Genomic DNA, 6329 nt, shown 5'->3' with positions numbered 1-6329 from the left:
ACATCACCGGCGTGACGGGCATGCGGATCATCAGGGCCATTGTGAGCGGGGAACGTACGCCCAACACACTGGCGCAAATGCGCGACGTCCGCTGCCACGCGACTATTGAGACCATCTGTGCGGCATTATCGGGGAACTGGCGCGACGAGCATATCTTCGCGCTTGGCCAGTCCTTGGCCCTGTTCGACTTCTACCAAACCAAAGTTCTCGAATGTGATCGAAAGCTTGAGGCCGCGCTCAAGGCGCTCGAAATTGATGAGGGCCATGATGTCCGCCACCTCCCAAAAGTCCGGACCAAAAGGCGACAGGTGAACACGCCCGACTTCGAGGTCCGGTCCGCGCTCTATCGCGTGCTGGGCGTGGACCTGACGCAGATCCACGGAATCGGCCCGTCACTGGCGCTCAAGCTCATCGGCGAGTGCGGCACCGATCTTGCCGCATGGCCCAGTTCAAAGCATTTTACGTCCTGGCTGTGCCTGGCACCGGGCAACAAGATATCGGGCGGCAAGTTGCTGTCGTCGAAAACGCGGCGATCATCGAGCCGCGCGGCGGCACTGCTGCGTCTGGCCGCAACCACCATAGGCCGCAGCGATACGGCACTGGGCGCGTTTTACCGGAGGCTGTCGGCGCGCGCAGGAAAGGCAAAGGCAGTCACCGCAACGGCACGCAAAATCGCCGTCCTGTTCTATAACAGCCTGCGCCACGGCATGGCGTATCATGATCTCGGCGCGACCCAATATGAGGAGCGCTATCGCAGCCGCGTCATCGGAAATCTCAGGCGTCGTGCCAAGACCTTTGGCTTCTCCCTCCAGGAGTTGCCACATGAGCCTGATATGGATGTTTCTTAGGAAGCATGATCGCGGATGGGGGCGACGGCGAATGAGGTATCCCGCATCCGAACAGCTTGAGATCATCCGGATCGTTGAGCAGTCGCACCTGCCCGCCAAGCGCACGCTGGATCAGCTCGGCATCCCCCGCCGGACGTTCTACCGCTGGTATGATCGCTTCGTCGAAGGTGGGCCGGAGGCGCTGGTTGATCGACCATCGGCGCCGAGCCGGGTGTGGAACCGCATCGGTGACGATATCCAGGACCAGATCGTCGAGATGGCGCTGGATTACAGCGAGTTGTCACCGCGCGAGCTGGCGGTGCGGTTCACCGACGAGAAGCGCTACTTCGTGTCCGAAGCCGTGGTTTACCGCCTGTTGAAGGCCCATGATCTGATCACCAGCCCGGCCTATGGCGTGATCAAGGCCGCCAATCAGTTCCACACCAAACCACCCGGCCGAACGAGATGTGGCAGACCGATTTTACCTACTGTGCGCCTCGTCCCGGATGGTCCGGGAGACGTATGTTGGAATGAAAAGAGAAAGGAGGAATTGAACGAATGCCTTGCCCTCTGCTGTGAGGGGGCATGAGCCCAAGCGGCGGTGACCTGCTGTCAACTGGCAGGGTGACGTAGCCCTCAGGTAAAGGGGATTGAGGCGAAGCCGTTACGCCAAGATGGTCCCCGAGGCTGTAGCGCTGGAAGGTTGAGGAACACGAACCGGTTAATCCGCATCCAAGGGCTGAAATGTCGCCTTCGCCTACACGGCTTAACAGGCGGAATGCTGATGATGGTGCCGGAGACGTAAGTCGGCGGCATCCGAATGCGGACAGATATGTAGCCTGCCCGCAAGGAGTCATGGAGAGAACGCAGCCAGACCATGGCATCGGCATCGACTTGCGGGACGCAAGGACAAGGACTGCGACCGGCACCGGCCATCATCAAACAGCGTGAAAGGATCAAGCGATAGACCATCGAATATCGGCGCTTGCAACACTGCAAGCTCGCCGCTTAACATCACCCCCAAGACGAGACCCACACTCCGCCAATTTACGCCGCGACTTGTGCCAAATGTTCTGACGACCGACAGATGCCGATGCCAACGATGACTGCTTGTGCGGGAATGCGTTCGCCATCCTCCAGTCGAACCGCCGTCACCTGGCCGTCCTCGCCCTCCAGACATTCGACGCGGGCGTTCAATCGGAGGTCAACGCCATGATCGCGATGCGCCTGCTGATAGAAGTCGGAGAGCTGTTCGCGCGCGACGCGCGCCAGAACCCTGGGCAGCGCTTCCAGCAAGGTTATCCTCGCCCGCCTGGTTGGCGCAGCCCAGGATCACATCGTCCAGCGCAACCAATCGGCCTTGGCATTACGTGCCCTTCCTGCTGGAGCGAGGAGACCATGATTTCGGGCATGCAGCAGCGAGTCCGGCCCTTTTGATGAAGGTGACGCATCCTGAAGCCACGTATGACGCGTACCACAAGATATTTCAAGGTAACTCAAAGGGATAGGACTGCCCTAGTCGGTTTGGTGGTGCGCGTACGACGTCGCGCGGGATTTGGGCCATACGCGTACTACGGCCATATCATCTTGTTTTTACAGACTTATGCGCCTGCAGCACCTGTGCGTAGGGTCCATTACAAACGGCCTCGCGCCGTGCGTCCCGTCTTACGCAGCGCGCTCGCGCTGCGCAGCCTCGTGCCGGCAGGCGCGGGGCAACCTTGCTTCTGAAAATCGGTGCTCAACACTATGGTGATTTGAGGAACGAAAGTCATGGTTGGGTTCTTCCCGAAACCAAAAAAAGGGGTCGGGCGCGAAGCCCGACCCCGGAGAAATATCAGTGCGTGATATCGATGCCCGCGCCCTGGAGACGCAGTAGATCGATGGATGAAATGGATCCGGCATGGGCCGCCAAGTCCGGCTGGTCCGGATACCCCGCCGGCTCCGAAGGAAGCAGCAATCCCTCTTGTCTTGACCCGTCGATATGGCACAGTCGCATGTGACGGGCAGGCCATCGGGGAAGGACGATGGAAATGCCAAAGATGACGGAAAGGGATCGGCTTGCCGATCTGGAAGCGCGTCAGCGCAAGATGAACGATGAACTGGAAAGTGCGCGTCGTGCCCTGCGCGGCAAATACGCTGCGATGATAGCGGAGATGTCGGTGGAAAAACTCACGGAAAAGGACTTCCGCGAGCTTCTCACACAGGCAATTCGGGTAGGCGGCAATGCGGCGTTGATGGCGCTCAAAGGGTTGCCGACCGCGACCTGATCGCATCGATCGGAAGTCACAGGTTCCGGCAGGGATATGTTTTGAGAAACCTGTCTCTGTCGGAATCGGACCGCAACGTGATGAACCGTTCCTCCGGCCCAAACCAGATAAGGATGAAGCATCGCCGCGACGCCAATCGGTGGATGTTGGCAAGGCTGCCTCGACTGCGACCGTCCCAGATCACGAAACCGCAGGACGCATCTCTCGCCATCGCTGCGTCCTTGGGGGTGTGGAAAGCGGCGGTGCCCCTCGCCCCAGAGGACGGTATGTTTCGGACGGGCCACTCCCCCACATTGTTGCGTGGTCCGTCGCCTGAACAAAAGACCGCGACGGCATTGGTCTTTCGGTTGGAGAGGTAGCGTTGGACGGCACGATCCACACCGCGCGCATCCCCGATCAGGATGGGAAGCTGGCGATCAATGATGAGACCGATGCGCTCGATTACGGGATCGGGAAGCGTCCCGATCGACAGGGATCCCGAAATGAAGACGGCGGCATTGAAGGGGGATGAGAGCATATGATCGGACATGCCTTTTGATCTCCTCAATTGAGCCGCCCTCCCCAACCCTCCTCTCCTCTAGTCGTCACACTGGACGTTTCCGGTATGACCAATCCTCCCGAAACGGCACCCGAAGGGTGTCCCTGCGACGAGCACGGCGGAGCCGCGCGCAGGAGGCCGGGACCGCCCTGGCGGTTCCGCATCGCACGCGCGACGGGCCCGCTTGCGGGTCCCTGAGCGGGGGCGAGTGTGACGCTCGAAAAAGAAATGAGGACCGGCCGGGTGAACCGGGCCGATCCTCTTGGGGTAGCTCACTGCGCCTCCCATCCCTGATCGCTGAGCGTGACGAACCGCGCCGGGATACGCTTCTCCTTAACGAGGCGCGCGAGATGCGATTGCAATCCGGATCCTTCGCAGACCAGCGCTTCGACGGGGCGTAGTCCGACCATCTGCTCGTTGCGCACGAACCCCGCCCGCTTGCCCAGCTTCGCGCTGAGCCGGAACGTGATGAGCTTAACCTTGCGCGATGCCGCCCACGCTGCGGCCATGGCGTCGCACCCCTTGTCCTGCGCGGTCGTCGCCAGCACCATCATCGGATTTCGGGATTTCGCTTCGTCGAGTTTGCCCCAGATGAGGCGGTCGTCGAACCAGCAGTCCGCCCCGCCGGAGAAGATCACGATGGGCCCCTGCGGGTTGTGCGCGTCGGTTCGGCGCTGGCGGCGGGCGGCGAGGAAATCGGTGGCGGCTATGACCGAGGCGGTGCGCTTGCTTGACACCAGCGATCCTTTGGGCGCGGACCACGGCCGCCCGGTTTCGGTGTTGAAGACGTCGGCGGCGTGATCCCGCATGCACCGCAGGGCGTCGGTGGCTTCGTCGAGATATTCGAGTTCATCGCGTGCCTGCTCGAGTTCGACACCGTGGATTTCGCTGCCGTCGGCGCGCCGCAGCAGGTCCTGAACATCGCGCATTGCCTTGTCGGCCTGGCCCTGCCACTGGTCGGCGACGTGATGGAAACTGTTGACGATGCCCCATGCGAGGCGTTCGGCGGCGGGCTGCAACCGTGTGTCCCGCAACACGTCGAAGAGTGTCGTGACAATGAGTTCAACCGCAAGCTGTGCTTCCCCCGGATCGGGCATGTCGGTTGCCATCTCCTCCTCGCCGCGCCCGATGCGGACGCCATCGAGGTCGGAGGTGAAGGCGGCGTGGAAGTCGTCGGTGGTGGGCGCGGTCTCCTGCGCGATGAATTCGGCGATGTCGGAGAACGGGCGGACGGAACGGTGGATCTTCGTCATTGGAACCTCCTTTTGAAACGAAAGAGGTTCACCCTTGGGCACGGGCTTCGAGCGGCGGGGTCAAGGATCGCGGAACGCGATCGGCGAAGCCGGCGATGGGGGTCACGATTTTTTTGGGCGGCCGCGACGATGAATGGACAGGCGAGGCTGCCCCGCCCAAAAAAATGGTGGGGCCCCGTCGTCCTTGAGGCCGACGCGGTCCCGTGGCACCATTGAACTTCTTGAGAGAGAGAAGAGGCTTTGCGAATCTGGGGCTCGATGCCCCTGATTCGCAAATGGGTGCCTCCAGGCGCTTACCTCGCGGGGAAGAGCTGGCAACCCTTGCTCCCCCCGCCGGACGGCAGCATCTCCTCCATGAAAATGGGGACAGCGCGTAGCGCCGTCCCCGAAAAGAATGCATGCGATGGTAATGTCAGGCGGCGCGACGAAGTCGGCTTCCCTGGGGCGGAGCGACCTTCTCGACCGGAACCTGATCGGCCTTGCGGAAGGCATGGATCGGAACGCCCGCCTTCCGCAGGGCCTGATAAAGGTTGGCCTGAATGCCTGACCCCTCACCCAGCATAGCTTCGACGGGTTTCAGGTCCACCAGTTTGCGGTTGCGGGCAAAGGGCGCACCACGCCCCGATCCAACCAGCGAATAGGTCACAAGCTGGACCTCGCGATTGCCCGCCCACGACGCCACGATCGCGTCGAAGCCTTTGCGCTGCGCCGTCGTCACCAGCGTCATATGCGGGATGCGCTCGAGAATCGTATCGAGCCTGTCCCAGAGCAATTGCCAATCATGCCATTCGGCATGGCCCGAGGCGATGACGATCGGTCCTCGGGGGCGGTAACGCTCGCGTGTCGCAAGTTCGCGGGCGCGCAGGAAATCCTGGATCGACACCTGTGTAGCGGTGGCCACCTTCGACACACGCGATCCGCGTGCGGGCGACCATGGTCGACCGGACAAGACACGGAAGGTTTCGGCGGCATAATCGCGCATGCACTCGACCGCCTCGCGCTGTTCGGTCAGCGACTGGCAAAGGAGCTGTTTCTCCTCCAGTTCGGTATTGAACACCTCGGAAGGCTCCGTCCGCCGGATCATGTCGCGCAGTTCGTTGGCCAGCATGTCTTCCTGTCGTTCGAGCTTGCCCGCGACGAAGTGGAAGCTGTTGACCATGCCCCATGCGATCTCGGGCGCGAGCGCATCAAGGCGGGTATCGGTCAGAAGATCGAAGATAGTCGCGATCACGCCTGCGCAATCGGCCTGGGCGTGAAGCGGTTCGGGCATGTCATGCTCGCCGGGTTCGTCGCCCGGGCTGATGATCGAAAGCGGCATGGGATCGCCGAAGGCGCGCCTGAATTCCGGGGTTGCTGTCATCTCGGCGATCAGTGCCGGAAGGTCTGCGAAGCGGCTGATGCTGCGCGAGCGGTCTTGGGTCATGGGACTTCTCCCTTTCATGCA

5 protein-coding genes and 3 pseudogenes are annotated in these 6329 nt (G+C 61.7%); 5 read left to right on the top strand and 3 right to left on the bottom strand.

Annotated features, from left to right (window positions below; translation table 11 throughout):
• From BMX92_RS09605 to BMX92_RS26905, 3 genes and pseudogenes are all read left to right on the top strand, one after another.
• A partial coding sequence (locus BMX92_RS09605; RefSeq protein WP_143066754.1) for a transposase occupies positions 1 to 848 on the top strand: 848 nt, incomplete at its 5' end.
• Positions 847 to 1316: pseudogene (locus BMX92_RS09600) on the top strand (helix-turn-helix domain-containing protein); the annotation flags it as partial. The gene BMX92_RS09605 and the pseudogene BMX92_RS09600, both read left to right, overlap by 2 nt.
• A gap of 436 nt (positions 1317 to 1752) precedes the next feature.
• Positions 1753 to 1839: pseudogene (locus tag BMX92_RS26905) on the top strand (pyruvate, phosphate dikinase); the annotation flags it as partial.
• A 38-nt stretch (positions 1840 to 1877) separates the two neighbouring features.
• On the opposite strand, the pseudogene BMX92_RS09595 reads toward BMX92_RS26905, so the two are convergent.
• Positions 1878 to 2132 (bottom strand): annotated as a pseudogene (locus BMX92_RS09595) (FAD-dependent oxidoreductase); the annotation flags it as partial.
• Between the two features lie 719 nt (positions 2133 to 2851).
• Between BMX92_RS09595 and BMX92_RS09590 the strand changes: the two are divergent.
• Entirely contained in the window at positions 2852 to 3094 is a 243-nt protein-coding gene (locus BMX92_RS09590) for a hypothetical protein (RefSeq protein ID WP_256213347.1), read from the top strand.
• Between the two features lie 361 nt (positions 3095 to 3455).
• On the top strand, positions 3456 to 3605 hold the full coding sequence (locus BMX92_RS27310; RefSeq protein ID WP_177184977.1) for a hypothetical protein: 150 nt from the start codon (positions 3456 to 3458) through the stop codon (positions 3603 to 3605).
• Positions 3606 to 3904: 299 nt separating this feature from the next.
• Here the strand turns inward: BMX92_RS27310 and BMX92_RS09580 are convergent, their stop codons facing one another.
• Together BMX92_RS09580 and BMX92_RS09575 are read right to left on the bottom strand one after the other, a co-directional pair.
• Positions 3905 to 4885, bottom strand: coding sequence for a DUF2493 domain-containing protein (locus BMX92_RS09580; RefSeq protein WP_093015582.1), 981 nt, complete (start codon positions 4883 to 4885; stop codon positions 3905 to 3907).
• Positions 4886 to 5297: 412 nt separating this feature from the next.
• Complete coding sequence (locus BMX92_RS09575) at positions 5298 to 6308, bottom strand: DUF2493 domain-containing protein (RefSeq protein WP_093015579.1); 1011 nt, start codon at positions 6306 to 6308, stop codon at positions 5298 to 5300.
• Positions 6309 to 6329: the final 21 nt, after the last annotated feature.

Origin of the sequence: Sphingobium sp. YR768 (assembly GCF_900111125.1) — a bacterium.
GTDB lineage: Bacteria > Pseudomonadota > Alphaproteobacteria > Sphingomonadales > Sphingomonadaceae > Sphingobium.
Note: the sequence above shows the minus strand (reverse complement) of the source record. Positions and strands in the feature narration are given on the sequence as shown.

Excerpts from the sequence above, each read along its gene's own strand:
- BMX92_RS09590 (WP_256213347.1), top strand. The coding sequence starts at position 2,852 with ATGGAAATGCCAAAGATGACGGAAAGGGATCGGCTTGCCGATCTGGAA.
- BMX92_RS09580 (WP_093015582.1), bottom strand. The coding sequence starts at position 4,885 with ATGACGAAGATCCACCGTTCCGTCCGCCCGTTCTCCGACATCGCCGAA.
- BMX92_RS09575 (WP_093015579.1), bottom strand. The coding sequence starts at position 6,308 with ATGACCCAAGACCGCTCGCGCAGCATCAGCCGCTTCGCAGACCTTCCG.